Annotated in this window: 18 protein-coding genes and 2 pseudogenes; 13 read left to right on the top strand and 7 right to left on the bottom strand. The window is 66.3% G+C overall.

What is annotated here, in order from left to right; translation table 11 throughout:
- The first annotated feature begins 55 nt into the window (after positions 1-55).
- Both ACIQC9_RS12110 and ACIQC9_RS12105 read left to right on the top strand, forming a co-directional pair.
- Positions 56-2,140 carry a prolyl oligopeptidase family serine peptidase gene (locus ACIQC9_RS12110; RefSeq protein WP_400616168.1) on the top strand — a complete coding sequence of 695 codons (2,085 nt, stop codon included), beginning with the start codon at positions 56-58 and terminating at the stop codon, positions 2,138-2,140.
- Positions 2,141-2,213: 73 nt separating this feature from the next.
- Positions 2,214-4,292 (top strand): prolyl oligopeptidase family serine peptidase, encoded by a 2,079-nt coding sequence (locus ACIQC9_RS12105; protein WP_400616165.1) that lies wholly within the window; start codon positions 2,214-2,216, stop codon positions 4,290-4,292.
- 68 nt (positions 4,293-4,360) lie between these two features.
- On the opposite strand, the gene ACIQC9_RS12100 is transcribed toward ACIQC9_RS12105, so the two are convergent.
- Entirely contained in the window at positions 4,361-4,672 is a 312-nt protein-coding gene (locus ACIQC9_RS12100; RefSeq protein ID WP_400616163.1) for a hypothetical protein, read from the bottom strand.
- A gap of 251 nt (positions 4,673-4,923) precedes the next feature.
- On the opposite strand from ACIQC9_RS12100, the gene ACIQC9_RS12095 reads away from it, so the two are divergent.
- The 5 genes and pseudogenes from ACIQC9_RS12095 to ACIQC9_RS12075 all read left to right on the top strand — a co-directional run bounded on the left by ACIQC9_RS12095 (position 4,924) and on the right by ACIQC9_RS12075 (position 11,004).
- Positions 4,924-6,900, top strand: a complete 1,977-nt coding sequence (locus ACIQC9_RS12095; RefSeq protein ID WP_400616160.1) for an AsmA family protein — start codon at positions 4,924-4,926, stop codon at positions 6,898-6,900.
- Between the two features lie 55 nt (positions 6,901-6,955).
- On the top strand, positions 6,956-7,819 hold the full coding sequence (locus ACIQC9_RS12090; RefSeq protein WP_400616158.1) for an alpha/beta hydrolase: 864 nt from the start codon (positions 6,956-6,958) through the stop codon (positions 7,817-7,819).
- Between the two features lie 97 nt (positions 7,820-7,916).
- Positions 7,917-8,834: pseudogene (locus ACIQC9_RS12085) on the top strand (YifB family Mg chelatase-like AAA ATPase); the annotation flags it as partial.
- 214 nt (positions 8,835-9,048) lie between these two features.
- Positions 9,049-9,624, top strand: coding sequence for a hypothetical protein (locus tag ACIQC9_RS12080; RefSeq protein WP_400616155.1), 576 nt, complete (start codon positions 9,049-9,051; stop codon positions 9,622-9,624).
- Positions 9,625-10,173: 549 nt separating this feature from the next.
- Positions 10,174-11,004, top strand: a complete 831-nt coding sequence (locus tag ACIQC9_RS12075) for a KilA-N domain-containing protein (protein ID WP_400616153.1) — start codon at positions 10,174-10,176, stop codon at positions 11,002-11,004.
- On the opposite strand, the gene ACIQC9_RS12070 is transcribed toward ACIQC9_RS12075, so the two are convergent.
- Positions 11,001-11,960 (bottom strand): IS1595 family transposase, encoded by a 960-nt coding sequence (locus ACIQC9_RS12070; RefSeq protein ID WP_400616150.1) that lies wholly within the window; start codon positions 11,958-11,960, stop codon positions 11,001-11,003. The two genes, ACIQC9_RS12075 and ACIQC9_RS12070, sit on opposite strands and share 4 nt — an antisense overlap.
- Positions 11,961-12,066: 106 nt before the next feature.
- Here ACIQC9_RS12070 and ACIQC9_RS12065 point away from each other — a divergent pair, with 106 nt between their 5' ends.
- The gene (locus ACIQC9_RS12065; protein WP_400616148.1) at positions 12,067-12,291 is read left to right on the top strand and encodes a DUF6471 domain-containing protein; all 225 of its coding nucleotides are present in this window, start codon (positions 12,067-12,069) and stop codon (positions 12,289-12,291) included.
- Here ACIQC9_RS12065 and ACIQC9_RS12060 read toward each other — a convergent pair.
- Both ACIQC9_RS12060 and ACIQC9_RS12055 read right to left on the bottom strand, forming a co-directional pair.
- Positions 12,288-12,803 carry an ImmA/IrrE family metallo-endopeptidase gene (locus ACIQC9_RS12060; protein ID WP_400616147.1) on the bottom strand — a complete coding sequence of 172 codons (516 nt, stop codon included), beginning with the start codon at positions 12,801-12,803 and terminating at the stop codon, positions 12,288-12,290. The two genes, ACIQC9_RS12065 and ACIQC9_RS12060, sit on opposite strands and share 4 nt — an antisense overlap.
- Complete coding sequence (locus tag ACIQC9_RS12055) at positions 12,766-13,104, bottom strand: hypothetical protein (RefSeq protein ID WP_400616145.1); 339 nt, start codon at positions 13,102-13,104, stop codon at positions 12,766-12,768. Before ACIQC9_RS12055 ends, ACIQC9_RS12060 begins: the two co-directional genes overlap by 38 nt.
- Before the next feature lie 251 nt (positions 13,105-13,355).
- On the opposite strand from ACIQC9_RS12055, the pseudogene ACIQC9_RS12050 reads away from it, so the two are divergent.
- The 3 genes and pseudogenes from ACIQC9_RS12050 to ACIQC9_RS12040 all read left to right on the top strand — a co-directional run.
- Positions 13,356-14,036 (top strand): annotated as a pseudogene (locus tag ACIQC9_RS12050) (ATP-binding protein); the annotation flags it as partial.
- A gap of 69 nt (positions 14,037-14,105) precedes the next feature.
- A complete protein-coding gene (locus tag ACIQC9_RS12045) occupies positions 14,106-15,599 on the top strand; it encodes a response regulator (RefSeq protein ID WP_400616143.1) in 1,494 nt (497 codons plus the stop codon).
- A gap of 49 nt (positions 15,600-15,648) precedes the next feature.
- Entirely contained in the window at positions 15,649-17,394 is a 1,746-nt protein-coding gene (locus ACIQC9_RS12040) for an AmpG family muropeptide MFS transporter (protein ID WP_400616140.1), read from the top strand.
- 29 nt (positions 17,395-17,423) lie between these two features.
- On the opposite strand, the gene ACIQC9_RS12035 is transcribed toward ACIQC9_RS12040, so the two are convergent.
- The 3 genes from ACIQC9_RS12035 to dapF form a co-directional block, all read right to left on the bottom strand.
- Positions 17,424-19,703: an NADP-dependent malic enzyme gene (locus ACIQC9_RS12035; RefSeq protein WP_400616137.1), complete on the bottom strand. Its 2,280-nt coding sequence runs from the start codon at positions 19,701-19,703 to the stop codon at positions 17,424-17,426.
- A gap of 43 nt (positions 19,704-19,746) precedes the next feature.
- Positions 19,747-19,977 (bottom strand): hypothetical protein, encoded by a 231-nt coding sequence (locus ACIQC9_RS12030; RefSeq protein WP_400616135.1) that lies wholly within the window; start codon positions 19,975-19,977, stop codon positions 19,747-19,749.
- Between the two features lie 548 nt (positions 19,978-20,525).
- Complete coding sequence (gene dapF / locus ACIQC9_RS12025) at positions 20,526-21,359, bottom strand: diaminopimelate epimerase (RefSeq protein ID WP_400616132.1); 834 nt, start codon at positions 21,357-21,359, stop codon at positions 20,526-20,528.
- A gap of 60 nt (positions 21,360-21,419) precedes the next feature.
- Here dapF and ACIQC9_RS12020 point away from each other — a divergent pair, with 60 nt between their 5' ends.
- Entirely contained in the window at positions 21,420-22,235 is an 816-nt protein-coding gene (locus ACIQC9_RS12020; RefSeq protein WP_400616130.1) for a potassium channel family protein, read from the top strand.
- A gap of 93 nt (positions 22,236-22,328) precedes the next feature.
- Positions 22,329-24,503 carry a prolyl oligopeptidase family protein gene (locus tag ACIQC9_RS12015; protein ID WP_400616127.1) on the top strand — a complete coding sequence of 725 codons (2,175 nt, stop codon included), beginning with the start codon at positions 22,329-22,331 and terminating at the stop codon, positions 24,501-24,503.
- Positions 24,504-24,562 lie beyond the last annotated feature (59 nt).

Here is a 24,562-nt window from a genome sequence, read left to right as displayed (position 1 = left end):
AGCTTGGCGGCGTCGATCCGTCCGGCCTAGGGTGTCGGGGGACAGGGAGGGCGAGATGAAGGCATCAGTCTGGACGATCACGGCAGCGGCGGCGGTTCTTGTGGCGAGCGGCGGAGCGGCTTCGGCGCAGGCGCCGGCGATGCCCGTTCCTGCTGCGGCGCCCACTGCATCGGGCGGTCTGAGCCCTGAGCTCCTCGCCATGATGGAGCGGGTGTCCGATCCCCGTCTGTCGCCGGACGGCCGGCGCGTCCTCTACAATGTCCGCAGCACCGACTGGGCCGGCAACAAGGGCGTCAGCGCCTTATGGGTGATCGAGGCCGACGGTCAGGGCCGGCGTTTGCCGATTTCCGAAGGCGGCGCGACCTCCGGCCGCTGGGCGGCGGATGGATCGATATATTTCCTGTCTTCGCGAGGCGGCTCGAGTCAGGTCTGGCGCGCGGATCGCGAGGGTCAGGCTGCGGTTCAGGTCACGACCCTGCCGGTCGACGTCACACATTTCCGCATCGCGCCGGATGGCAGGGGGCTGGTTCTGGCCGCCGCCGTCTTCGTCGATTGCGAGACGCTGGACTGCACCCGCGACCGGCTGAAGGCGACCACAGCGAAGGTCTCCAGCGTGCGGTCCTACGATCGCCTGCCCCTGCGCCCGTGGGATTCGTGGAACGACGGCCGCCGCAGCCATCTGCTGTTCCAGCCGCTGAACGGCTCGGGTCTGGCGGACGGCCAGCCGCGCGATCTGATGCAGGGCTTCGACGGCGATGCGCCGTCGCGACCGCAGGGCGGAGACGACGCCTTCGTGATCAGCCCCGACGGGCGGCAGGTGGTGTTTCAGGCGCAGGATCAGGGCCGGACGGAATCCTTCACCGACGACTCCGACCTGTTCGCCGTGCCCGTCGCGGGCGGCGCGCCGGTCAATCTGACGCCGGGCAATCCGGCGGCGGACAGCTCGCCCGCCTTCTCGCCCGACGGACGGCGGCTGGCGTGGCTGGCGGGTCGGCGCGAGGGTATTTACGGCGATCAGCCCGTAATCATGATTGGGGCGGCGGATGGGTCCGGCGCGCGGCCGCTGGCGGCGGACTGGGATCGCGGGCCCGGAGCGTTGCGCTGGAGCGCGGACGGGCGCGCGCTCTACGCCACCGCCGCCGAGAACGGCCAGCAGAAGCTGTTCCGCATCGACGCCCGCTCGGGCGCGGTCACGGCGTTGACGGACACGGGCACGGTCGGAGGCTTCGACGAGGTCGGCGGTCGACTGGTCATGGCGCGCGAGGACTTCGAAAGCCCGGGCCAGATCGTCGAGGGCGATCGCGCCCTGACGACCCACAACAGCGAGCGGCTGAACGGCGTCGACCTGCCGGACGGAGAGCTGTTCACCTTCGCCGGCTGGAACGGGGAAGCGGTGCAGGGGTGGGTGTTCAAGCCCGCGGGCTATGCCGAGGGCGAGCGCTATCCGGTGGTCTATCTGATCCACGGCGGACCCAAGTCGCCGTGGACCGACGGCTGGAGCTATCGCTGGAACCCGCAGGTCTACACCGGCGCCGGCTATGGCGTGGTCATGGTTAACTTCCATGGCTCGCCCGGCTTCGGTCAGGCCTTCACCGACGCCATCAACGACCACTGGGGCGACCGCCCGCTGGAGGACCTGCAGAAGGGCTGGGCGACCGCGCTTGCCGCGAACTCATGGATGGACGGCGACCGCGCCTGCGCGCTGGGCGCCTCCTACGGCGGATACATGGTCAATCTGATCGCGGGGCGCTGGAACGGGCCGTGGCGGTGTCTGGTCAACCATGCAGGCGTGTTCGACGTCGGCCAGCTGATGAACGCCATGGACCTCGGCAACTTCAGCTCGGAGTTCGGCGGGACGTCGTGGGAGCGGCCGGAGCTGTACCGTCAGTTCAGCCCGAACACCTATGTCGCGGACTGGTCAAAGCCCATGCTGGTGCTGCACGGCTCGCGCGACTTCCGGGTGCCGATCGAGCAGGGGCTGGGGACCTTCTCGGCGCTGCAACGGCGGGGAATCGAGAGCCGGTTCGTGCATGTGCCGGACGAGAACCACTGGGTGCTGAAGCCCCAGAACTGGGTCGAGTGGCAGGCGGAGATCCTGAACTGGACGGCGGCCCACACCGGTCCGGCGCCGGCGCCCTGATCGCATCGCCATTGACGCGGGGACGGGCGGTGCTACGCCTTCGCCGCACACAGTTCTGCCCGAGGAAGCGTCCATGACCCGCCTGTCCCGCCTTCTGTACAGCCTCAGCGTCGTCGCCCTTCTGGGGACCGCCGCGCCGGCCCTGGCCCAGACGCCCGACGCCTTCACCTACACCGACATGATCTCGGCCAACCGGCTGGGCGATCCGCAGGTGTCGCCGGACGGGCGGTGGGTTCTCTATTCTGTGACGACCACCGACGTGGCCGCCAACCGCCGCTCGGGCGCGATCTGGCTGATGGACCTTCAGGGTGAGGGCGGCGAGGGCCGCAAGCTGGCGTTGAACGAGGGCGGGGCCAACACCGCGCGCTGGGGATCGGACGGAAAGATCTATTTCCTGTCGGGCCGCTCAGGCTCCAGCCAGCTCTGGCGCGCCGAGGCCGACGGGACCGGCCCCGTGCAGGTCACCAGCCTGCCGCTGGACGTCAACGCCTATCGCCTTAGCCCGCAGGCCGATCAGGTCGCGGTATCGCTGGCCGTCTTCCCCGACTGCGCGGACCTGACCTGCACGGTCGATCGCGCCAAGGCGGTGGCCGACGATCCCTCCACGGGTCAGGTCTATGACCGCATGTTCGTACGCCACTGGGATACGTGGGCGGACGGGACGCAGAACCATCTGTTCGTCGTGCCGATCGGCGCCGACGGCCGCGCCTCGGGCGATCCGGTGTGGGTCACGAAAGGCTTCGACGGCGACACCCCCTCCAAGCCGTTCGGCGACGAGAACGAGTTCACCTTTGGTCCCGACGGCCGTTCGATCGTCTTCTCGGCACGCCACGCGGGCGAGTCCGAGCCGTGGAGCACCAACTTCGACCTGTATCAGGTCGCCGTCGACGCGCCGGGCCAGCTGACCAACCTGACCGACGACAACGACGCCTGGGACACCGGCCCGGTGTTCTCGCCGGACGGCCGGACGATGGCCTATCGCGCCATGGCCCGCCCGGGCTTCGAGGCCGACAAATACGCCGTCTTCCTGCGCGATGTCGCGACCGGTGAAACCCGCCAGATCGCGGCCAACTGGGACCGCTCCGCCGACAGCCTGCAGTGGTCGGCGAACGGCCGCAGCGTCTATGTCACCGCCGGCGACGTGGGCCAGACCCGCCTGTTCGAGATCGACGCGACCTCCGGCTCGGTCATTCCGATCACCGGTCCCGGGCATGTCTCGGCGTTCGGCCAGACGACCTCGGGCTTCGTCTTCGCACAGGACACCCTGACCCGGCCCAGCGAGTTGTTCGTCAAGACCTTCCGCGGCCGCGAGATGCCGCGCCGGATCACCAATGTGAACCCGCAGCTGGACGGCAAGGTCTTCGGCGAGGCCGAGCAGTTCAACTTCGAGGGCTGGAACGGCGAGACGGTGCACGGCTACGTCATCAAGCCGGCCGGCTATGTCGAGGGACAGAAATATCCGGTCGCCTTCCTGATCCACGGCGGACCGCAGGGTTCGTTCGGCAACAGCTGGTCCTATCGCTGGAACCCCGAGACCTACGCCGGGGCCGGCTATGCGGTGGTGATGATCGATTTCCACGGGTCGACCGGCTACGGACAGGCCTTCACCGACGCAATCAGCCAGCACTGGGGCGACCGCCCGTTCGAGGACCTGCAGAAGGGCTGGGCCCATGCCCAGCGCGAATATCCGTTCCTCGACGGCGACAAGGCGTGCGCGCTGGGCGCGTCCTACGGCGGCTATATGATCAACTGGATCGCGGGCCAGTGGCCGGGCGAGTTCAAATGTCTGGTCAACCACGACGGCGTCTTCGACATCCGCGGCATGGGCTACGCCACCGAGGAACTTTGGTTCACCGAATGGGAATACGGCGGCACCCAGTACGAAAATCCGCGCGGTTACGAGCAGTTCAACCCGGTCAATCACGTCCGCAACTGGCGCGATCCGATGCTGGTGGTGCAGGGCGACCTGGACTTCCGCATCCCGACCGCACAGGGCCTGTCGACCTTCACCGCCCTGCAGCGTCAGGGCATCGACAGCCGCCTGATCGTCTTCCCGAACGAGAACCACTGGGTGCTGAAGCCGGCCAACAGCGTGCAATGGCACAACGAGGTGTTCGGCTGGCTGGACAAGTATCTGAAGCCCGCCGACTAGGCCGGTTTCAGGACAGCAAAAAGGGCGCGCCCCGCGGGACGCGCCCTTTTCAATTCAGGCGTCGCGGCTCAGCGGGCGCGGGCCAGATCGCCCATCGACTGGGTCAGGCGGGCATGCTCGCGGGCGGTCATGCAGCGCGGCGCCGACCAGGTTTCGCCGGCGGTCTGGGCGGCCTGGGCCTGGCTGGCGGTGATGAAGACCGGCGCGGCGCCGTGTTCGCGGGCAAAGGCGCGGCGGGTGGCGGCGTCGTTCGAACACTCCATCACCACGCGCTGAGCCTGCAGGCGGGGCTTGGCGTCATGCGCCAGAACCGGCCCGGCCGCCGACAGCATGAGGCCTGCGGCGCAGGTCAGGCCGATGACAGGGGTGGTCTTGCGCATGACAGCTATCCTCCAATGGTCCTGATTTTCCCTCAGGGTTCGGAGGAATAATGCCTCGTTTTCCCGGATTGTAAAGTTATTGCGACAGTTCCGTGCACGAAGAGCGACATACGGTCCGTGACCGGAGGTCTGAGCCGATCCGCTCCCTCGTGCGTTGACTCGTCTCAATGGAGCGCCGCGTCTTGGCCAAGGCTTTGAAATCAAACTTTGATTGGTCGGCGTTCCGCACTCCGTCGCTGGCGCCCGTGGGGGTGAAAGCTCGGGAGTGGCGCGACTGGGTGCGAGAGAACGACCCCGTCTACAACGGCTTTCGTCGACCCGGCGGACCGGAAAAATGGGCCGGCGGCGTCGCCCTGATCATCGTCGCGGCCGTCGTGATCTTTCTGATCCTGTTCGACTGGAACTGGCTGCGCGGCCCGATCGGGCGCTGGGCCTCGGCGGAGTACGACCGCGAGATCCAGCTGAACGGTGATCTCGACGTGAACATTTTCAGCTGGACCCCCTCGGCCCGTATCCGCGACGTCCGCATCGGCGGTCCGGACTGGGCGAGAGAGCGCGACACGCTAAAGGTCGCGGACATCGACGCGGCCGTTCGCCTGCGCAAGCTTTTCGCCGGCCAGCTGGAGATGCCCCGCCTGATCATCACCCGCCCCGAGGCCGTGCTGATCGCCGATGAAAGCGGACGCCAGAGCTGGCAGCTGAACCCGGACAAGCCTGATGACGGGCAGGGCATAAAGCTGCCGCTGATCAACCGGCTGGTCATCAATGACGGTAAGCTCGTCTTCGACGAGCAGCGCCGCGACATGAAGCTGGAAGCAACGATCACGGCGCGCGAGGGCTCGGACGGTCAGGCCGGCTTCCATCTGGATGGAACGGGCTCGCTGAACGGCACGCCCCTGAAGCTCGAAGTGCGCGGCGGGCCCTTCATCAATATCCGCCGCAACCGGCCTTACGGCTTCCGGGCCGAGCTGTCAGGCGTCGGCTCTACCTTGACCGCCGTGGGTTCGATTACCCGCCCGTTCGATCTGGGCCAGTTCAACGCCAACCTGACGCTGCAGGGGCGAGATCTGGCGGACCTCTACCTGCTGACCGGCATCACCACGCCGAACACGCCGCCGTACCGGCTGGCCGGAAAGCTGACGCGCAATGACGCCCTGTTCACCTTCAACGATTTCAGCGGTCGTGTAGGCTCGTCAGACCTGTCAGGCGATCTGAAGGTGGACAAGGTGGGCGACCGCCGCCGCGTCGATGCGGACCTGCACTCCAACCTCCTGGACCTCGACGACCTGGCCTCGGTGCTGGGCGCGCGTCCGCAGGTGACGGAGAGCGGCAATACGGTGGTGACATCCGGGGCGCCCGGCAAGCTACTGCCCGACGCGCCCCTGAATGTAGAACGCCTGCGGGTCATGGACGGCACGCTGAAATATCGCGCCGCCCGGGTAAAGCGGAACGAACTGGACGTGCGTCAGGTCGCGCTGGGCGCCGATCTGGACAAGGGGATTCTGAACCTCGACCCCATCGCCTTCGCCTTCAACCGCGGCGAGCTGCGCGGCACGGCGAAGATCAATGCGACACGAGACACGCCTTACAGCGCCGTTGATTTCCGTCTGCGCGGCTATCCGCTGGAGTCGATCATTCCTGCCCGAAACGGCGCGCCCACGGTAACGGGCAGCGCGCTGGGCCGCGCGAAACTGGAAGGCCCGGGCGCCTCGGTGCACGACTTCGCCGCGAACTCGAAGGGCACGGTCAGCCTCGTGGTGCCGCAGGGCCAGATCCGCTCGGCCTTCGCAGAGCTGCTGGGAATCAATGTCACGGCCGGCCTCGGCAAGCTGCTGGGCGGCGACACGTCCTCGTCCGAAATCCGCTGCGCCGTCGCGGATTTCACCGTCACAAGCGGCACGGCCACGGCCCGGACCTTCGTGATCGACACCACGCCGGTGCTCGCGCGTGGCGCGGGCACCATCGATCTGGGGAACGAGACGCTGAACCTGCGTATCGACGGCGAGACCAAGGAGCCGCGCCTGATCCGCCTGTGGTCGCCTATCGTGGTCCAGGGGCCAATGACGGCGCCGGCGGTGGGCATCGACACCGGATCGGCGGTGGCGCAGGGCGGCTTCGGTCTGGCGTTGGGCGCCCTCCTGAATCCGTTGGCGGCGCTTTTGCCCTTCGTCGATCCCGGTCTGGCCGAAGACGCCAACTGCGGCGCGCTGATCGCCTCGGCGCGTTGAGGCCGAATGCCGTTTCGTGCGTATCTGGGATGATCTTCCCCGTTCCTGAGGCCGCATGACCCGCAGAGGTTTTTTCGCTCCCCTCGTCGGCGCCCTCGCCGCCGCCTGTTCTCCCCTGTCCGCGCTCAACACCTTCGGCCCCCGCGATGGCGGCGTCCGGCGGGCGGCTCGCGATGTCAGCTATGGGCCGGACGTTCGACAGAAGCTGGACATCTACGCCCCGACCGCCAAGCCGGAACGACCGTGGCCGGTGCTCGTCTTCTTCTATGGCGGGGGTTGGGATTCAGGGTCGAAGGCCGATTACGGCTGGGCTGCGCAAGCCCTTGCGGCCAAGGGGTTCGTCGTCGCCGTGCCCGACTATCGCGTCGTGCCGCAGGTCCTGTTCCCGGCCTTCATCGAAGACGCCGCCGCCGCCACGGCCGAGGTTGGACGCATCGCCGCGACTTATGGCGGCGACCCCGCGCATCTGGGCGTCATCGGCCATTCTGCGGGCGCCCATCTGGCCATGATGATCACGCTGGACCGCCGCTATATGGCGGCCGTCGGCGCGCCTGATCTGATCAGGGCGGCGGTCGGTCTGGCCGGGCCCTACGACTTCCTGCCGTTCGATGTGCCGGCCTCGATCAACGCCTTCGGAAGGGCTCCCGACCCGACCCTGACCCAGCCCGTCACCTTCGTGCGCGCGGACGCTCCACCCCTGTGGCTGGGTCACGGCACGGCGGACCGGATCGTGCACGCCGAGGACACCACCATCCTGTGCGACCGCATGCGCGCGGTGGGCGGACGGTGTGAGGCGAAGCTCTATCCCGACCTTTCGCACGAGGACCTGATCGCGACCTTTTCGCCCCTGTTCCGCAAGAAGGCGCCGGTGCTGGCCGACGCGACGGCGTTTCTGCGCAGGGAGCTGGGCCCCGGCTGAATGACCTTACGCGCGCCCGTTTTCCGGGAGCGAGTGTAAATCACAGGTTGCGTGTTTTTCCGGTTCGTGTTTTGTTCCTATTGGGTGGGAGCGGAACATGCTGGCCAGTGTCGTTACGGTGGCGTTCGAAGGGGTCGAGGCCCGGCGGGTGGACGTGCAGGTCCAGCAGCTGTCGGCCGACAACGGGATCTTCTCGATCGTCGGCCTGCCGGACAAGGCGGTGGCGGAGAGTCGGGAACGGGTCCGGGGCGCCTTCGCCGGCATCGGTCTGGCCCTGCCCAGCAAGAGGATCATCGCCAATCTGGCGCCGGCCGACCTGCCCAAGGAAGGCAGCCATTTCGACCTGCCGATCGCACTGGCCCTGCTGGCGTCGATGGGGGTGATTCCGCCCGACGCCCTGAGCAACTGGGCGGCGCTGGGCGAACTGGGGCTGGACGGACGGATCGCCCCGATCGGCGGCGCCCTGCCGGCGGCGGTGGCGGCGAATGCGATGGGACTGGGGCTGATCTGTCCGGAGGCGAACGGGCCTGAGGCGGCGTGGGCGGGCGACGCGCCGGTGCTGGCGCCCCGCTCGCTGATCGGTCTGATCAATCACTTCAAGGGTTCGCAGGTATTAAGCCGGCCCGAGCCGGGCGCCATGCGTGAAGGCAAACGCGTCCCTGACCTGCGCGAGGTCAAGGGACAGGAGAGCGCCAAGCGGGCGCTGGAGATCGCGGCGGCCGGTGGACACAACCTGCTGTTCGTGGGGCCGCCGGGCTCGGGCAAGTCGATGATGGCGGCGCGCCTGCCGGGCCTGCTGCCGCCCCTGACGCCGCGAGAACTGTTGGAGACCTCGATGATCTGGTCGGTCGCCGGCCTGATCGAGCGGGGCGGCCTGACCCGCGACCGGCCCTTCCGCAGCCCGCACCATTCCGCCTCCATGGCGGCCCTTACCGGCGGAGGTCACAGGGCCAAGCCGGGCGAGGCGTCGCTGGCGCACAACGGCGTGCTCTTCCTCGATGAACTGCCGGAATACAGCGGTATTAGGTAGCAAACACACCAGATACGGTGATGAACCGCACCGCTAGTAATGTGTATGCTGGCGGCTTTCCAACGTGCCGATCGCGGAGTTCAAACTTCGGAAGTCCGCCACGCTGTCAGACCGAAGGTCCGCTACCTGTAGCTCTAGCTCAGTCCTGAGAAGTTGGACCTCAGAGCGCAGCGTTTCGACCTCGCCCTCCAGATCGCTGATGCGGCTGTTCGCCCTTTCGGCCTCTGCATGGGCTTCATCGGCCAAGTCTGAGGCTTCCTGCGGCGACGCCGAGTTGCACCCTGCCAAGGCCACCAGAGCCGCTAGGACTATCGTTCTCATGCCAACCCCCGTTGAACGTCCAAACACCATCGCCGGACTTCAGGCTAAGCGAAAGCAGCTTGTGAAACTGAGAGCCGATCTGGAGGCGGACGTGCGCAAGGTGACGTGCGACCTCGACCATCTGGACGCGTGTATCCGGCTATTCGATCCGACCGCCGACACAGCCGCCGCGATCCAGCGCTATGCGACGAAACACAGGGCGAAGAAGGGGCAGATGCGGCGGTTTGTACTGGACCGACTGAAAGAGGCGTCTGAGCCAATTACCTCGCTGGATATCGCAGAGGCGTGGATCGCGGAGCGGGGCCTGAAAACGGACCACGGGACAAAGGTGATGATCCGGAAGCGGGTCGGAGCATGCCTGACAGTATTGACCAGAGCGGGAATAATTGTCGGGAATCAGCCAGAGTCCGAGGCCAAGAATTGGCAATTAATTCGCATAACGAATTCCTTATGAGAACCCCAAGATGTTGTGTCTCTACTCTGGGACGATAACAAACTATCTGGTTAATGGCACTCGCAGGCTTGACTGCTATCCGACCGGCGCCGTATGACCGAAATACGGCCTAAAAGCGAAAAGGCCACCGGCTGGAACCGGTGGCCTCGTAGTTCTTGGGCTTCCTGCATCCGATTGGCTCGGGGGCGCGGGAAACGCAGTAGTCGCAGCCGTGATTGCATCTCGGCTTACCGTGTTGTCAAGCCCCCGGGCCGCTTTCCAAGCGGCGCTAAGGAGGCGCTCCACACGATGACTACCCCCAAAAACCACGGCAAAGCGTGGACTGCTCCACAGGTCCAGCTACTCAAAGCTGAGATCAAACAGAACACGCCGACGCGTGTTCACGGCATCCACCAAGGTCGCACGCCCGCTGCTATCCAAGCGAAGGCCAGCGAACTGGGTCTGTCGTTGAAACCCACGAACCAGTCGCCGTACGGCACTGGCGGAAAGCGCAAAGGCTAACCGGAAGCGGGGTCGCAAGGCCCCGCTTTTTCTTTAGCGGAGACACCGATGACAGACCCCCAGCAGCAGAGCCTCGCGCTCATACCCCACACTTATCAGGGCCAGATTGTGCGGCTGAGATCGCGCGATGGCTACGTGAACGCCACAGCAATGTGCTCAGCGGCGGGCAAGCTCTTCGGCCACTACAACGAGAACGATCGGACACAGGCGTTCGTTGCCGAACTCTCCACCGAAATCGGTATTCCGATATCGGAGTTGATTCAGGCAGTTAAAGGCGGAAACCCGGCGCTGCAGGGAACTTGGGTCCACCCGCAGGTCGCCATCCATCTGGCCCAGTGGCTTTCCCCGAAGTTCGCAGTCCGCGTCACTCAGTGGGTCTACGAATGGATGTCCGGCTTGTCTCCGGAAGGCGACGCGTGGCTGATGTTTCAGGAGCGCATATCGCTGGTCTACGACAGCGTTCCGGTCGGTTACTTTTGCATTTTCAAAGAGACGGCTGACCTCTACGCGACCATGATCTCAAACGGTGCCACCATGGGTGCCAAGATGATTCTAGACATCAGTATTGGAGGGTGCTGGGGAAGCCATTGGCGAGATAATGCACTGAGCGGACGCTACGGCGATCGGCGTCTCTACCCTCACAATTATCCAATCCGTTACCCTCAATCGCTTTCTAACCCGCAGATGGCGAACTGCTATCCCGAAGAAGCGCTTCCTGAGTTCCGGCGCTGGATGCGCGAGGTTTATGTGCCGCAGAAACTACCGCCCTATCTCAAAGGGCTCGTCGCCAAGAAAAAGCTTCTGCCACAAGCGGCACAAGAAACCGTCTTGGCGATCGAGAACAGCGACCGAAACCGCACGGTTATGAAGAAAGGCTAGGCGCGACGCTGCCAATAGCCCTTCCACTGGCGCGACACCGGGGCCGCCATTGCGCCGGCGACGATCTGTGCAAACTGGCCGCCGTTCGAAACGCGACGGTTGTCCTCACGCCATGCCATCTCGGTCGCATAGGCAGCGAGATACTTGCCAGAGATGTGGTGGTGAATGCCTGCCTCCGCGCGGCGGAGGCGCGAGAAGAACGACTCCACCATGTTCGTGCAGGCACCGTTCAGCGAGTACGCCTCGCTATGATTGATGCGCTTGGTCGCGAAGCGGGCGTGCAGGTTATCCCAGTGCGAGGCCTCGTCGGCATGGACCGTCGTACCGGTCTCGACATTGGCGGCGACCAGCGCGACGCCGTCAGCCTCGCGCTTGGCGACGAAGGGGCGGGTCTCGCCGTCACGTTCACGGATGGCGACGACAACCTGACGCTTGCCGGATTGGTTCTCTGACAGGCGACGGTCGCGGCGGTTGGCCTTCTCGTTGGCGGGCTTCACGTAACCGCCGAAGTACGCGCCATCGACTTCGACCTCGCCGGTCAGTTGGTCCGCGTCGCGGGTCAGGGCGATAGCCTCGCGTAGCTTGTGAGCCATCACAAACGCGGTCTTGTACTGGACATCCAGATCGCGGCTGAGTTGGAGAGCGCTGTAGCCCTTGGCGCCGTTCACGAAGATGGCGATAGCGGCGAGGATATCGCGGACAGGCAGCTTGCGGCTGGCGAAGATCGTGCCGCTGGTGACGCTGAACTGCGACAGGCAGCCCGCGCACTTGAAGATCTGACGCGTCGTCAGGTCGTAGATGTCCACGCATCCGCACTTCGGACAAACAGGGGCGCCTTCGGTCGAAGCCCAGCGGATGGCCTTGAAGGTCTCGCGGGCCTGCGAGTCCGTCATGCGCATAACCTTCACCAGCGAGAGGGTGCGGGCGGCGGCTGAGAGGAGAAAGTGCTGAGACATCATCAAATCCGGTGTATGTGTCACCGGATATGCGGTTATCGCACATCGTTGTCAATGGGGAAAACATCGGATACGATGACAAATCGACCGGATGTGAGGATTTGACATGGCCGACGACGTTTGGACGCCTCGCGTCAAGAACCTGCTGAAGGCTGAACTCAAGCGGCGTGGCGTCAGCTACCGCGAACTGGCGGAAAAGCTGACGGCCATAGGCGTTCCGGAGAGCGAGCGGAACATCGCCAATAAGATCGCCCGAGGCGGGTTCACGGCTGCGTTCTTCGTTCAGTGTTTGGTCGCGGTAGGGGCGACGTCTGTCCGGCTGGACGATTAGCGCCCGAGCCGGATTTTCATCGCCATCTCGGACACACCAAAGCGATCCGCAAGCATCTTCGTGTCGGTGATCCCCCGGCCAATCTCTCCGTAGATCGAGTTCATAGGCATCAGGAGGTTGGCCGCGAAGCTGTTCGCTTGTCTCTCGTGCATGGGTCGGATGGCTGGGTTCGGCATGCCCGTACCCTCAGCGCGGTAGGCGCGCGTGTCACCGACACCCTGACCCAACAGGTCGCGGTGATAGATGTAGTGCCCGAGCTCGTGGGCCGCCGTGAAGCGTTGCCTGTTCGGGTGATGGTTGGCGTTCACGACGATGCGGTAGTTGCCGTCCGCCCTCATCTTGATGGCTCCCGATATGTTGTCCGGGAGGTATTCAAAGTCCGGTCCGAGGCCGAGCCCTGTAACAATCTCGAATACCGGCACCGGGACATCCCCCCAGTGCTTCTGGATCAGGGCAATCGGGTCAACATTGATGTTAGTCACCGGCTCCTTCTCCCATTCGATCTGCTGCATCTAAGTCGTTCGCATCGCCAGCGGATGCATTCAGGATAATCTCAACATTTTGGCGGACCAGCGCGGGCAACTCGTTCGCGCGCCATTCCACCATCAGTCTCTCAACGCACGCCCTGGCTTCCTTGCGGGCCTCTTCCTCAGCGTCGCGCTTCACCAGTTTCGCCCAAGCGAAACCGACGATGATTGCCGCTAAGGCTAGAACCAGTCCGCCGATGGTTAGGCCGGTTCCGACAAGCGCCAGAGAAGTTGCCAGCGCGTCCCAGTTTGGCTGCTGCTCGACTACTGGAGCTACAGCCGCCACGGGGCACGGTTTGGTTGCGGCTTCTACGAGCCGTTCGCAAACACTGACCGGAATCGGGGGAGAAGCCACTCGCCCTCCCCAGCGGTCAGCCTGAGTCGCCGAGTAGGGCAATTCGCTTAAAAAGTCCTACGTCAACGGGTGTCAATGTAGCGTTCCGCTTTTGTCCACACAAGCACCCACAGCGCGAATCCGGCGCCAACGTCACGCGCTCAAATGACGTACATCATCATATTTGGTGTGTTTGCTGCCTAATACCGGAATACAGCCCGCAGGCGCTCGACTCCCTGCGTCAGCCGCTGGAGACGGGGGAGATCGTGGTCGCCCGCGCCAATGCCCACGTCCGTTATCCGGCCCGGTTCCAGCTGGTCGCGGCGATGAACCCGTGCCGCTGTGGTCTGGGCGGGGCCGGCAAGGGGGCGTGCGGCAAGGCTCCCCGTTGCCAGCGGGACTATCAGAACCGCATCTCGGGCCCGATGTTCGATCGCATCGACCTGACCGTCGAGACGCCGCCGGTCACCGCCGCCGATATGGCCCTCCCGCCGGTCTCCGAGGGCACGGCCGAGGCGGCGGCTCGCGTCTCGTCCGCGCGGGCGATGCAGATGGATCGTCTCCGGGCGGCGGGGCTGAATCCGGAAGCGACCTGGGACCAGACAGTCAACGCCCGGGTCGACGGCGAACTGCTGGACCGGCTCGCCCGACCGGATGAAGCGGGGCAGGCCCTGATGAAGAGGGCGGGCGAGGCGGGCGGGCTGACCGCGCGCGGCTGGACGCGAACCCTGCGGCTGGCGCGGACAATCGCCGATCTGGACGGCTGCGACGGCGTGCTTCGTCGCCACATCGCCGAGGCGCTGATCTATCGCCGCACGACCCTTGGCGCGCGCGAGGATTTTGACCGTCAGGCCGCCCGCTCCGCCAGCGCGCCCGCCTTCTGAGACTTGCACGAGCCCTTAACGCTTCTGGTGCACCGTATCGATCTGGGCGCGATACGGCAGAAGGCGACGATGACCAGCGACGACGGGGCCGAAAACCAATTCCTGCGTCTCATGAGCCATGAGATGCGCACGCCGCTGAACGGCGTCATCGGCATGCTGGGTCTGCTACAGCGAACGCGACTCGACGGCGCCCAGCGCGCCTACGCCGAGGCCGCGCGCAGTTCCGCCGACCACCTGTTGGGTCTGGTCAACGACCTGCTGGACTACGCCCGTCTGGAGGCCGGCAAGCTGGAGTTCGATCCGGCCCCGGTCGATCTGGAGGCGCTGGTGCGCGGCGTCGCCGAACTGCTCAGCCCACGCGCCCACGACAAGGGGCTGGAGATCGCCTGGTCGGTGGCCTCCGACGCGCCCGACGTCATGGCGGACGAGGGCCGGCTGCGGCAGGTTCTGTTCAATCTGGCCGGCAACGCGGTCAAGTTCACCGAGACCGGCGGCGTCCGCATCGCGGTCGAACGCTGCGGCGGTCGCGGCTCACAGCCGAAACTGGCCTTCATCGTCGACGACACCGGCCCCGGCGTGCCGCCCGAGGCCCGCGAGCGGATCTTCGAGGAGTTCGGCCACGTCGACGCCTCCGACGCCAGCCGCTTCGGCGGCGCGGGCCTCGGTCTGGCAGTGGTTCGCAAGCTCGCGAAGGCCATGGGCGGGAGCGTGAAGGTCATGGATCGCCCGGACGGTCCCGGCGCCCGCTTCCGGTTCGAGGCCGCCTTCCCGGTCGCGCTCGGCGCGCCGACCCGCGAGGCCCTGCTGGTCGGCCAGTCCATCAGGGTCGCCACCCTGAATCCCTTCGTCCAGACCGCCGCCGAGGCGCAGGTCACCGCCTCGGGCGGCCAGATCAGCGACAAGGCCAGCGTGGTGCTGGTCGATCACGCCAGCCGCGAGGCCGGCCAGTCGATGGCGCGCGCGCCGCAGGGCGGGCGCGGGATCGTTCTGCTGAAGCCGTCCGAGCGCGATTTGATCGCCCGCTATCGCAGCGCCGGCTTCCACGGCTACCTGATCAAGCCCCTGCGTCGCGCCTCGCTGGCCGAGCGGGTCCTGGCGGCGCTCGGCGCCCAGCCCGGCCGTCCCGTCACGGGCGCCAGCGGCGTGGACGACGACCGCGTCACGCCCGCCCGGTTCGCGGGCACCCGCGTGCTTCTGGTCGAGGATAACCCGGTCGGCGCCCTGCTGGCCGCCACCCTGCTGAAGCGTGAGGGCTGCACGGTCGAGACCGCCGCCAGCGGGCAGGAAGCCGTCGATGCGATGAAGCGCGCCCGCTACGATCTGGTGTTCATGGACATGCGGATGCCGGGCATGGACGGGCCGACCGCGACCCGCGCCGTGCGCGCCCGCGGCGACCAGACCCCGATCATCGCCCTGACCGCCAACGCCTTCGCCGAGGACCGCAAGGCGTGCCTGGAGGCCGGGATGGACGATCACCTGACCAAGCCGCTGGAGCTGGAGGCGTTGCGGATCGCGCTGGCCCGCTGGACGAACCGCGAAGTCCGCGCCAAGGTCGCCGTCTAGTACGACGCCGAGGTTCACTTGAATTGGAGGGCGTCCCGGAGACGCCTTGATGACCAACGCCGAAACGCCCGCCAAACCTGCTCGTGGTCTGGGAGGGCTGGCGGTCTATGGTGAGCGGCGCGTGTTCGTCATGCTGCTGCTCGGCTTCTCGGCGGGCCTCCCCAACCTTCTGATCTTCGACACCCTGTCGACGTGGCTGCGCGACGCGGGATTGACGCTCGAGATCATTGGCTTCTTCGCCGTGGCTACGCTGGCCTATGCGTTGAAGTTCATTTGGGCGCCGCTGATCGATCGCACCAGCATCCCGGGTTTGACGAAGCTTCTCGGGCACCGGCGATCATGGATGCTGGTCACGCAGGCGGTCATCATTTTCGGCCTGTGGCTGATCGCGGGCTCTGATCCGACCAAGGCTCTGGGCGCCATGGCGGCGTTCGCCGTGATGGTCGGGTTTTTCGGAGCCAGTCAGGACATCGTCATCGACGCCTGGCGGATCGAGGCCGCCGATGACAGCAGACAGGGCGCCATGGCGGCGGCCTATCAATGGGGCTACCGCATAGCACTGATCGTGGCGGGCGCCGTGCCGCTGATACTGGCCGATCTGTACAACTGGAACCTCTCCTACGCTGTCATGGCGGCGCTGATGGGCCTTGGCGTTCTCGGCGTCCTTCTGGCGCCGCGAGAGCAGGCGCATACGCCGCGCCCGATTCCGGTTTCAGACATCCCGTCGCGACCTTTCGTCGAAAAGGTCGAATGGGTTGTTCGGTTGGCCCTGATCGTTCTGGCCGCCCTGATCATCGGCACCGGGCTGACAGACAAACCCGATGCGCTGCTCTGGGCCTTCGGGGGTATGCTGGGTGAGGCCGGCGCATCGACCGTCACTGCGGGGCTGGCGGACAATGACCTGTCGGGCGTCCTGCTTCAGTTCGCCTACGTGATTGGCGGGTTCGCACTGCTGGTGATCGCCTGCTGGCCGCTGCCGCGATACCGGACCCGCCCGGGAGCTTATCTCGCGGGATCTTTTGGGGCTCCGCTCAAGGACTTCTTCCGGCGCTTCGGGCATCTGGCGATGCCGATACTGGCGCTGATCTGCTGCTACCGGCTGGCGGATTTCGTGCTCAACATCATGCCGCCGTTCTACCTCGACCTAGGGTTCACCCTGACAGAGATCGCCGAGGTCCGGAAAGTCTTCGGCGTGATCATGACGTCGCTCGGCGTGTTCGCCGGAGGCTGGTCCGTCGCGCGTCTCGGGCTGATCCGTACGATGGTGATCGGCGCCTTTGCGAGCCCGCTTTCCAATCTGATCTTTGGCTGGCTGGCGACGCAGGGACACGACCTGTCCGCGCTGTTTGTCGCGATCGGAGTCGACAATCTGGCGACGGGATATGCGGGCACGGCGCTGATAGCCTACATGTCCAGCCTGACCTCGCTAGGTTTCACAGCGACGCAATACGCGCTGTTCAGCTCGCTCTACGCGTTGCCGGGCAAGATCGTCGCGACGCAGTCTGGCAAGATCGTCGAGGCGTCCGCCCGTGCCGCCGACGCAGGCGGTCCATTAGCCAGCCTCAAGCCGCTGTTCGCGAACATGACCCCGGAATCGCTTGTCGCCGGCGCCGCGAAGAGCGGCGTGACGCCGACGGGCCTTGGCGCCGGCTACATGACCTTCTTTCTCTATTCGACGGTCATCGGCGTCTTCGCCGTGCTGCTGGCCTTCTACGTCGCCCGCCGACAACCGGTCGTGATGGCCGAGCAGAAGGCGCGCGAGGCCGAGGACGCGACCGAAGCGCAGCCGTCCTGATCCGTTGACGATGTCAAAGACCCGATAGCCTAGGCGTCGATCGCCACGCCCTCTTCGTAGGCCGCGAACGTCGCGGCGGTGATGATCTCGCTGACCGAGGCGCCCAGCGGGACGATCTGGACCGACTTCTCCATGCCCACGAGGATCGGGCCGATGACGGTGGCGGCGCCGAGGGACTGGACGAGGCGGGTCGAGATGGCGGCCGAGTGGATGGCCGGCATGACGAGGACGTTGGCGTCCTTGGACAGGCGCATGAACGGGTAGTTGGTGCGGGCCTCGGGATCGAGCGCCAGCTCGGGCGGCATTTCGCCCTCGTATTCGAAGTCCACGCCCATGCCGTCGAGGATGCGGATGGCCTCGCGCACCTTCTCGCCGCGGTCGCCCGGAGGGTTGCCGAAGGTGGAATAGCTGAGGAAGGCGACGCGGGGCTCGCGGCCCAGCTTGCGCACGGTCGCGGCGGCCTTGATGGCGATCTCGGCCAGTTCGGCGGCGTCGGGCAGTTCGTGGATCGAGGTGTCGGCGACGAACAGGGTGCGGCCCTTGGCCAGCAGCACCGACAGGCCGATCATGCGGTCGGTGACGTCGAGGACGCGGCGGACCTCCTTCAGCACCATGTTGAAGTTGCGGGTGGTGCCGGTGACCATGGCGTCGGCCTGGCCGCGAGCGCACATGGTCGCGCCGAAATAGTTGCGGTCCTGATTGATCATCCGCTGCACGTCGCGGCGCAGATAACCCCGGCGCTGGAGTTTCTCGTAGAGCCAGTCGGTGTATTCGGTGTTGTGCTCGCTGACGCGGGCGTTGACGATCTCGATGCCCAGTTCGTCGAAGTTCAGGCCGGCCTCGGCGGCGTTCTGCCGGATCAGGTCCTCGCGGCCGATCAGGATGGGGATGCCCAGCTCCGCCTGTTTGAAGCCCCAGGCGGCGCGGATCACGGCGGTTTCCTCACCCTCGGCGAAGACCACGCGCTTGTTCGGCGCGGCGCGGACGGCCGAGGAAATCTGCTGCATCAGGGCGGCGGAGGGATCGACCCGCTGGCGCAGCTGGGTGCGGTAGGCGTCCATGTCCTCGATCGGCCTGCGGGCCACGCCGGTGTCCATGGCGGCCTGGGCCACGAAGGGCGGGATGTACCAGATCAGGCGCGGATCGAAGGGCGTCGGGATGATGTAGTCCGGGCCGAACTTCAGCTTGCGACCGCGATAGGCGGCGGCGACCTCATCCGGCACGTCCTCTCGGGCGAGCGCGGCGAGGGCCTGGGCGCAGGCGACCTTCATCTCGTGGTTCACCTGCCGGGCGCGCACGTCCAGCGCGCCGCGGAAGATGTAGGGGAAGCCCAGCACGTTGTTGACCTGATTGACATAGTCCGACCGCCCCGTGGCGATGATGGCGTCGGAGCGCACGGACATCACGTCTTCCGGCGTGATCTCCGGGTCCGGATTGGCCATGGCGAAGATGATCGGATTGGGCGCCATGGAGGCGACCATCTCTTTCGTGATCGCGCCCTTGGCGGCGAGGCCGAGGACGACGTCGGCGCCGACCATGGCTTCCGACAGGGTGCGGTGCGGGGTGTCGGTGGCGTGGGCGGCCTTCCACTGGTCGACGTTGTCACGGCCCTTGTAGACCACGCCATCGCGGTCGAGGATGACGGTGTTCTCGGCCTTGACGCCCACCGACTTCATCAGGGCGATGGATGACAAACCGGCGGCGCCGGCGCCGACCAGAACGACCTTCAGGTCTTCCAGCTTCTTGCCGGCGATGTGGGCGGCGTTGATCAGGCCGGCGGTCGAGATGATGGCGGTGCCGTGCTGGTCGTCGTGGAAGACCGGGATGTCCAGCAGGTCCTGCAGCTCGGATTCGATGACGAAGCATTCGGGGGACTTGATGTCCTCCAGATTGATGCCGCCCCAGGTGTCGCCGATGTTCTTGACCACGGTGACGAACTCGTCCGGGTCGGTGGTCTTCACCTCGACGTCGAAGCTGTCGACGTCGGCGAAGCGTTTGAACAGGACGGACTTGCCCTCCATCACCGGCTTGGACGCCATGTGGCCGAGGTTGCCGAGACCGAGGATGGCCGTGCCGTTCGAGATGACAGCGACCAGATTGCCCTTGGACGTATAGTCGTAGGCGCGGTCCACATCCTCGGCGATCGCCAGAACCGGCACGGCCACGCCGGGCGAATAGGCCAGCGACAGGTCGCGCTGGGTCGCCATCGGCTTGGTCGGCGCCATGGAGATCTTGCCCGGCGTCGGATCGCTGTGGAAATCGAGCGCGTCCTGGTCGGAGAAGGTCTGTTTATCGGTCAGGTCGGGCATTCGGGCGTTTCCGGCGGTGTGGCGCTCTTGGGGGTTCCCGTTCCTAGAGCGACGGGTCCGGCGGGACAACCGTTGACGCGAGGGAAGGCGGGGAGGTTTCGGCCCCGGCTGCCTGACGCGCCTGCCATGCGGCGTTCTTGGACCTGATCTGCTCACCCATTCTGACGAAGTGCTCCACCAGATCGTCGCGCATGCGCTGCAGGTTCTCGGGACTGTCGTCGCGGCCCGGAACGGGCGGGGGCGGCAGGGGGCGGGGTGGTCGGGCTCTGGGCATGAAGGGTCCTGTGCGGGCGAGCGGAAACGCCGTCCGTTTCCGGTCGGTTATGGGAGGCGTTGACGGAGCGCCGGGCCCTTGCCCGGAGCAGATGGAGATAACCGTTTCGGCAAAGACTGACGCTCCGCGCGGAGGGTTATCCGGAAGCTTGCGTCGGGTGGCCGTGTTCGGGCCTTACCGCAGCGCCTCCGGCGGGCGGGTGGTTCGGCGTGAACCATCCCCGGAACGGCCGAGTATCCCCCTCGACCCTCCTGACCCCGGCCGGGTGATGATCCGCCAGTGAGGTTGCGACCGTCCGACCGGAGCGGCGGCGCCCTCTCGGACACCTCCCGCTCCCTCCGCTCCCGACGCCGTCAGGTTCGCCGGCCGACGAGCCTCCCTTGCGACGGGACGGGGGGATTATGGGCGGGGTTCTACGTCCGGGGCGCAGGGCGCTGGAAATTCTGCACCGGCGTTGATCGGGTTGGGGAAATCCGGCTCAGGGATCACACCGAAGGGATCGCAGGGATCGGGCGAAATTCCTTCTCGCGCAAGGGGAGAAGGAAAGGCTAGACCGCCAGCATCCCCGTGCGCTCCACCTCGACCGGGCCGGTCATGAAGACGTGGTCGGTGGTGTCGTCCCAGAGGATGGAGAGGCGGCCGCCGTCGACGTCGATGGTCGCCTGACGGTCGGTGAGGTTGCGGCGGGCGGAGGCGACGAGGGCGGCGCAGGCGCCGGTTCCGCAGGCCTTCGTCAGGCCGGCGCCGCGTTCCCAGACCCGCAGGCGGATATGGTCGCGGGACAGGACGTGGGCGAAGCCGACGTTGACGCCCTCTGGGAAGCGGGGGTGGTGCTCGATCAGGGAGCCCGAGCCGCGCACGAAGCCGTCGTCGGGTGCATGGTCCATGAAGAAGACGACGTGAGGATTGCCCATTGAGACGGCGCCCGGCGTGTGCAGGACCGGGTCGTCGATGGGGCCGATCTGGAGCTCGATGCCGCGGGTGTCCATCTCCTCGTCTATCGGAATCTGGGTCCAGTCGAGACGAGGCGCGCCCATATCCACGGTGACCTGTCCGTCGTCGCCCCGGGTCGCCGTCGTTTGCCCGCCGAGGGTGTCGATGGTCACGCGGTCCTTGCCGGTCGACTGCATCAGCATCCAGCCGACGCAGCGCAGCGCGTTGCCGCAGGTCTCGACCTGACCGCCATCGGCGTTCCAGACGCGCATGAAGGCGTCCGCCGTTCCGGAAGGTTCGATGGCGATGAGCTGGTCGCAGCCCTCGCCGGTCTCGCGGTTTGCGATGGCGCGCACCTGATCGGCCGTGGGCGCGAAGGGCGTCTCGAGCGCATTGACGACGACGAAGTCGTTGCCGGCGCCGTTCATCTTGACGAAGGGACGGGTCATGCTGGGCCGGATATAGGGAAGGGCTGGACCTGAGGCGAGAGACGAGCGTTAAGCTGGGCCATGAGTCGCGCCAAGCCCGTCGTGAATACCGTCGCACCCAAAGCCGAGGGCCTGAGGCTGAGGGCGCGACTGCGCTACCTCTATCATGGCTCGGCGCCGCCGGCGGTGCGGTTCCGGCTGGCGGTCATCGTCATCGATTTCGCCATCATCGGCTTCTTTCTGGCCGCGCCGATCCTGCATGAGGCGGGGTTGGTCTTCTATGTCGTCGACTATGTGATCGCCGCTATCCTGGCGACGGATCTGGCGGCGAGGGCGTATGCGCATACGGACATCAAGGACTGGCTGAAGAAGCCGGCCACATGGATCGACCTGTTCGTGCTGGCGACCTTGCTGTTTCCCTACTGGCTGTTCAACTTCGGCTTCCTGAGGCTGCTCAGGCTGTGGACCCTGCTGAACTCGGACTTCTTCTGGCGGACGGTGGGGCACAAGTACGACGATACGCGGGTGGAGGAGATCACCCGGGCGCTGGCCTCGCTGGTGACCTTCGTGTTCGTGGTCACGGGGTTCGTCTATGCGACGTTCCGCGACAGCCATGAGGGCATCAGCGGCTACCTGGACGCGCTGTATTTCACCGTCGCGACCCTGACGACGACCGGGTTCGGGGACATCACCCTGCCCGGGAACTGGGGGCGGGTGCTGTCGATCGTGGTGATGCTGACGGGGATCACCCTGTTTCTGCGACTGGCCCAGACGATCATCAAGCCGCACAAGATCAAGCACGACTGCCCGACCTGCGGCCTGTCCAAGCACGATCCGGACGCCGTTCACTGCAAGGCCTGCGGCGTGGTGCTGTGCATTCCGGACGAGGGCGGCTGAAGACCGATCATGACAAATCGGTAAGGTCGCGCGGCTTGTGGGGCCCCGGTCGCCGGGTAAGGTGCCGGCCGACCTCAGTCGGGAAAGCCCTCCATGATCCGCACCGCCGCGCTCGCCGCGCTTTTCGCCTCCACCGCCCTTTCGAGCGCCGCCATGGCCCAGACCGTCCCCGCCCCAGCCCCCGCCGAAAGCTCGGGCGGCTTCGCCACCTCGGACGCGACCGATCCCTATCTGTGGCTCGAGGAGGTCGAGGGCGAGCGGGCGATGGAGTGGGTGCGGGCGCACAACGAGCGTTCGCTGGGCGTGCTGCGGAGCGACCCGCGCTACGAGGGCTTGCACCAGCAGGCGCTTGAGATCGTTCAGGCGCGCGACCGCATCCCGTCGCCGGGCTTCAACCACGACGGCACGATCGACAACTTCTGGCAGGACGCGACCCATGTGCGCGGCGTCTGGCGCACCACGACACTGGATAGCTATCGCACCGCCGAGCCGCAGTGGGAGACGGTGCTGGACTTCGACGCCTTGGCCGCCAGCGAGGGCCAGAACTGGGTCTACAAGGGCGCCAGCTGCCTGCCGCCGGAAGAGACCCGCTGCCTCGTCAGCCTGTCGAACGGCGGCAAGGACGCGGTGACGGTGCGCGAGTTCGACCGGTCGACGAAGACCTGGGTCGCGGACGGCTTCATCCTGCCGGAATCCAAGGGCGGGGCCAGCTGGATCGATCGCGACACCCTGCTGATCTCGCGCGACTTCGGCGAGGGGACGCTGACGGATTCGGGCTATCCGCGGGTGGTCAAGATCCTGAAGCGCGGCCAGACGATCGATCAGGCGCGGACGGTGTTCGAGGGCCAACAGACCGACGTCTCGGTGTCGGGCTATACGCTGCGTGACGCCGAGGGCGCGGTGCAAGCGACCCTGATCAATCGCGGCATCGACTTCTACAACGGCGAGACTCACCTGCTGAAGGCGGACGGCACGACGGTCCAGCTGCAGCTGCCCGCCAAGTCGAACATCAACGGTCTGGTTCAGGGCCAGCTGGTGGTCACCACCGATCAGGACTGGACCGCGCCTTCGGGGCAGGAATTCAGGACCGGCGACGTGATCGCCTGGACGCTGCAGGACTGGCTGGCCGATCCGGCGGCCCGTGCACAGCTGATCATCCGTCCGGGCGAGCGGGAGGCCGTCGAGGGCCTGTCGATGACGCGCAACAAGCTGATCGTGGCCCTGTACGAGAACGTGCGCGGCAACATCTACGCCTATACGCCCAACGCCTCGGGCGAGTGGGCGCGCACCCGTCTGGACCTGCCGGCGAACTCCACCGTCGGGATCGGCTCGGCCAGCGACGCGGACGACCGGGTCTTCGTCAGCGCGTCGAACTATCTGACGCCCTCGACCCTGTATCTGGCGGACGCCGGGTCGGGCGCGACAGACGACCTGAAGTCCCTGCCGGCCAAGTTCGATGCGAGCGGCATGACGGTCGACCAGTTCGAGGCCCGCTCGGCGGACGGGACGATGATCCCGTACTTCGTCGTGCACAAGGCGGACATGCCGCTGGACGGGTCCAATCCGACGCTGCTGTACGGCTATGGCGGCTACCAGAACTCGCTGCTGCCCGGCTATTCGGCGACGGTCGGCAAGCTGTGGCTGGAGCGGGGCGGCGTCTATGTGGTGGCCAACACCAGGGGCGGCGGCGAGTTCGGCCCGCGCTGGCACCAGGCGGCGCTGCAGCAGAACCGCCAGCGGGCGCACGAGGACTTTCAGGCCGTGGCGCTGGACCTGATCGCGCGCGACATCACCAGCCAGCCGCATCTGGGCATCATGGGCGGCTCGCAGGGCGGGCTGTTCATGGGGGCGATGCTGACCCAGCGTCCGGACCTGATCAACGGCGCGGTCATCCAGGTGCCGCTGTTCGACATGCTGCGCTTCCACAAGCTGCTGGCGGGGGCGAGCTGGATCGCCGAGTACGGCAATCCGGACATTCCGGAACAACGGGCGTGGATCGAACAGTATTCGCCCTATCAGCGCCTCGCCGCCGGCCAGCCCTATCCGGAAGTCTTCATCCACACCTCGACCAAGGACGACCGCGTCCATCCGGGCCACGCCCGCAAGGCGGCGGCGCGGCTGGAGGAGCTGGGCTATCCGGTGCTGTTCTACGAGAACACCGACGGCGGCCACGCGGCGGGGGCAAACCTGCAGGAGACGGCCCGGCGTCTGGCGCTGGAATACACCTATCTGAGCCGCCGGCTGATGGACTCGCCGGCGCAGGAGTAGGGCCGGCCGGATGCGGGGCCGGGACGACATATCCGGCGCGGACGCTCGCAGGTCCGCGC

The organism is Brevundimonas sp. NPDC092305, from assembly GCF_044755415.1.
GTDB lineage: Bacteria > Pseudomonadota > Alphaproteobacteria > Caulobacterales > Caulobacteraceae > Brevundimonas.
This window is presented reverse-complemented; position numbering and strand designations above follow the sequence as displayed.

Bases quoted from the DNA above. Each gene is read 5' to 3' on its own strand.
- ACIQC9_RS12100 (WP_400616163.1), bottom strand. From the start codon at position 4,672: ATGCGCAAGACCACCCCTGTCATCGGCCTGACCTGCGCCGCAGGCCTC.
- ACIQC9_RS12090 (WP_400616158.1), top strand. From the start codon at position 6,956: ATGACCCGCAGAGGTTTTTTCGCTCCCCTCGTCGGCGCCCTCGCCGCC.
- ACIQC9_RS12080 (WP_400616155.1), top strand. From the start codon at position 9,049: ATGCGGCTGTTCGCCCTTTCGGCCTCTGCATGGGCTTCATCGGCCAAG.
- ACIQC9_RS12065 (WP_400616148.1), top strand. From the start codon at position 12,067: ATGGCCGACGACGTTTGGACGCCTCGCGTCAAGAACCTGCTGAAGGCT.
- ACIQC9_RS12075 (WP_400616153.1), top strand. From the start codon at position 10,174: ATGACAGACCCCCAGCAGCAGAGCCTCGCGCTCATACCCCACACTTAT.
- ACIQC9_RS12105 (WP_400616165.1), top strand. From the start codon at position 2,214: ATGACCCGCCTGTCCCGCCTTCTGTACAGCCTCAGCGTCGTCGCCCTT.
- ACIQC9_RS12110 (WP_400616168.1), top strand. From the start codon at position 56: ATGAAGGCATCAGTCTGGACGATCACGGCAGCGGCGGCGGTTCTTGTG.
- ACIQC9_RS12030 (WP_400616135.1), bottom strand. From the start codon at position 19,977: ATGCCCAGAGCCCGACCACCCCGCCCCCTGCCGCCCCCGCCCGTTCCG.
- ACIQC9_RS12020 (WP_400616130.1), top strand. From the start codon at position 21,420: ATGAGTCGCGCCAAGCCCGTCGTGAATACCGTCGCACCCAAAGCCGAG.
- ACIQC9_RS12035 (WP_400616137.1), bottom strand. From the start codon at position 19,703: ATGCCCGACCTGACCGATAAACAGACCTTCTCCGACCAGGACGCGCTC.
- ACIQC9_RS12040 (WP_400616140.1), top strand. From the start codon at position 15,649: ATGACCAACGCCGAAACGCCCGCCAAACCTGCTCGTGGTCTGGGAGGG.
- dapF (WP_400616132.1), bottom strand. From the start codon at position 21,359: ATGACCCGTCCCTTCGTCAAGATGAACGGCGCCGGCAACGACTTCGTC.
- ACIQC9_RS12060 (WP_400616147.1), bottom strand. From the start codon at position 12,803: ATGCAGCAGATCGAATGGGAGAAGGAGCCGGTGACTAACATCAATGTT.
- ACIQC9_RS12070 (WP_400616150.1), bottom strand. From the start codon at position 11,960: ATGTCTCAGCACTTTCTCCTCTCAGCCGCCGCCCGCACCCTCTCGCTG.
- ACIQC9_RS12015 (WP_400616127.1), top strand. From the start codon at position 22,329: ATGATCCGCACCGCCGCGCTCGCCGCGCTTTTCGCCTCCACCGCCCTT.
- ACIQC9_RS12045 (WP_400616143.1), top strand. From the start codon at position 14,106: ATGACCAGCGACGACGGGGCCGAAAACCAATTCCTGCGTCTCATGAGC.